3 protein-coding genes are annotated in these 2,716 nt (G+C 38.1%); 1 reads left to right on the top strand and 2 read right to left on the bottom strand.

The genetic code is table 11. The features are described from left to right. On the top strand, positions 1-548 hold a 548-nt coding region (locus BZK14_RS12880), incomplete at its 5' end, for an ankyrin repeat domain-containing protein (RefSeq protein WP_171973741.1). Positions 549-614: 66 nt separating this feature from the next. On the opposite strand, the gene torD is transcribed toward BZK14_RS12880, so the two are convergent. Both torD and BZK14_RS12870 read right to left on the bottom strand, forming a co-directional pair. After that, positions 615-1,262 (bottom strand): molecular chaperone TorD, encoded by a 648-nt coding sequence (gene torD, locus BZK14_RS12875; RefSeq protein WP_077926861.1) that lies wholly within the window; start codon positions 1,260-1,262, stop codon positions 615-617. Next, positions 1,259-2,716: molybdopterin-dependent oxidoreductase (locus BZK14_RS12870; RefSeq protein WP_171973740.1), on the bottom strand; the 1,458-nt coding region annotated here is incomplete at its 5' end. The genes BZK14_RS12870 and torD, both read right to left, overlap by 4 nt.

Genomic DNA, 2,716 nt, shown 5'->3' with positions numbered 1-2,716 from the left:
CTGCATGGTTTGATGCAGTCAAACAAGGTGACTTAGAAACGGTTAAACAGATGGTAGATGCAGGACAAATCATTGAAGTAAAAGATGTGGGGAGCTTAAATCAAACCGCATTGGGTTGGGCTGCATTCATTGGTTATGAAGATATGGTGGATTATTTATTATCTAAAAATGCAAACCTATGGGCAACTGATAGCGGTGATGTTTATCATGCTTTAAAATCAGCAGCTTTGGGTAAAAATGCAAATATCGTTAAAAAATTACGAGAACTATTAAAATATGGTTATGACATCAATGATGTTTCTTATGAAGATGATGGTGAAACCTTAGTAATGGTTGCAGCAAGCAATAATCGTATGGACGTTGTGAAGTATTTTATTTCAGAAGGCGCTGATTTGAATAAAGTAACAACAATTCAAGATCCAAAGCGTTTCTCTTATAACCACAGTGCACTAAGCTATGCTTGTCTGCGTGATTATAAAGAAATGCAACAATTACTCATTGAGAATGGCGCAATTAATCATCGTACAGGCACAACAAAATGTGATTAATACTAAACATTAAGCATTCATAGAAAGCACTTGCCTCATATTAGCCAAGTGCTTTTTGATTAACATCTATGTATCTTCTTTTAACAACAGAATATCCACTCGAATGAATGCCAATAATAAAGCACTCAATGCAGAATAAACATCATACCTAAGTTTTTGCTTTTGGCTCGCAGCAACAAACTCTGGTAACCAAGATAATAATCCGTTGGTTAGAAACAAAACTTGTTCTGTATTAATTCGTAAATACTCAGCAAAATTTTTATCCTTTTGAATCCAATGAACCATTAATTCTAAATAAACCGCTAAATGATCCGCAGGTTCTTTAAATTCAGCAGAAACCTCCAATTTATTTTCAGATAAAAAGGCTCGCATTTTAGTTTCAACATCACCATACAATTTGCCATCTTCTAAATAAAAAGATGCATAAGGTAATGCTGAAACTTTATCATCTAGTAAAAAATGCTGAGCAAAATCAGCAGATAACTCTAACCTTGCATCCTGATCTTTTAATAAAGCTGCAATAGCTTTTTTAAACCGAGTACATTCAGATGTTAAGCCTATTTGATCAAATAACTCATATAAACCATTTAACTCTTCTGAGTGATAGCAATCTAATTGTGCTTGCGTTTGCTCTAATGCAAACCATGCACTGAACCATTGATAAATAGCAGCTCGCTGCTCATTCACAGCGAGCCATTCTTCTTGTTTCATCATACAATTGGATCCACTTCTATTGGCCCACCAAAAGATGTCACCGCTGGTGCTGCCCCTTCATATTTACGAATATCTACAATACAAGTATTAGCACTTGTAGCTTGTGCCAAATCTGACGTACCTACATCCATTGTCACAGTATTTGGATCCCCATAAGTATCCACAGAACCAATTGCTTCATTCAATGGTCCATACCAAGCACCTTCAAAGATCCTTAAAACACCTTTTGGAAAGTTTGGTGAAATATTCGCCCCTGCAATTAATGAACCACGATCATTAAAAACTAAAACAACATCACCATGTTTGATGCCTTTTGCCTTGGCATCATCTTCGTTCATATAAACAGGCTCACGTCCTGCAATTGAATATTTTTCTCGTGCACTATCCACTTCACACATTTGTGAATGCAAACGTGAATCAGGGTGTGGTGATTGTAACCAGAAAGGATATTTTTCTGATTTTGGTCCACCATGCGAACGCTCATCCTTCTCAATCCAAATAGGATGCCCTTTGCAATTTTCATAGTTATAACTTGCAATTTTACGACTGAATATTTCGATAAATCCTGATGGCGTACCCAATGCATTGACTTCAGGATCTTCTCGGAAATCTGCATGGCGCGTCCACAATGGACCTTCGGGAAATAACACATATCCATCTTCCCAAAATTTAGCAAACTCAGGCATTTTAAAGCCAGAAGCTTTATTAGCATCACGGCACTCATTATAGAGTTTTTCTAACCATTCCATTTCTGTTAAGCCTTGACGATACTCTTCTTCACGGCCCAAACGCTTAGCAAACTGCGCCCAAATTTCTAGGTCTGGTTTAGAATGATATAAAGGGTCCACTAATTTATGCATCGCAATTATACCACGATTACTATAAGTGCCGTAAATATCTAAATCATTGCGCTCATATGGCGTACATGCAGGTAAAACAATGTCTGCAAATCGGCAAGATGCTGTCCAGTTATAATCTGTATAAACAATCGTTTCAAGCTTCTGATACGCACGCTTCATCTTATTGCGATCTTGCTGACGATGCCATTGATTCGCTCCAGAGAACATTGCCATTTTATAAGGTGGCAACTTCACTGTAGAACCATTGTAATTGATCTCTTTACCTGGTTCTAATAGCGCATCCACAACGCGCGCAACAGGAATAGTTGCAGAATAACCTTGATAATCAGGTTGATCATATTTAGCCTTACGACCAAAATCAAGTGCTAGTGGGAAAGCGCCTGGCATGGATGCACCTGAAGTTGGCACACCAACAGAGCAATAGTGATGCGAATAACTAATGCCACCGCCTGGTAAACCAATTTGCCCAATCATCGCCGCTAAAACTGCCCCCATCCAATATGGTTGTTCACCATGTTGCTGACGCTGTGTTGCCCAACCAAAAATCAATTGTGTGCGGCCTTTTGTAAATAATCTTGCCAATTCACGAATACG

It is taken from the genome of Wohlfahrtiimonas larvae, from assembly GCF_002006755.1.
Lineage (GTDB): Bacteria > Pseudomonadota > Gammaproteobacteria > Cardiobacteriales > Wohlfahrtiimonadaceae > Wohlfahrtiimonas > Wohlfahrtiimonas larvae.
Note: the sequence above shows the minus strand (reverse complement) of the source record. Positions and strands in the feature narration are given on the sequence as shown.

Coding starts and splice junctions, on each gene's coding strand:
- torD (WP_077926861.1), bottom strand. CDS start 1,262: ATGATGAAACAAGAAGAATGGCTCGCTGTGAATGAGCAGCGAGCTGCT.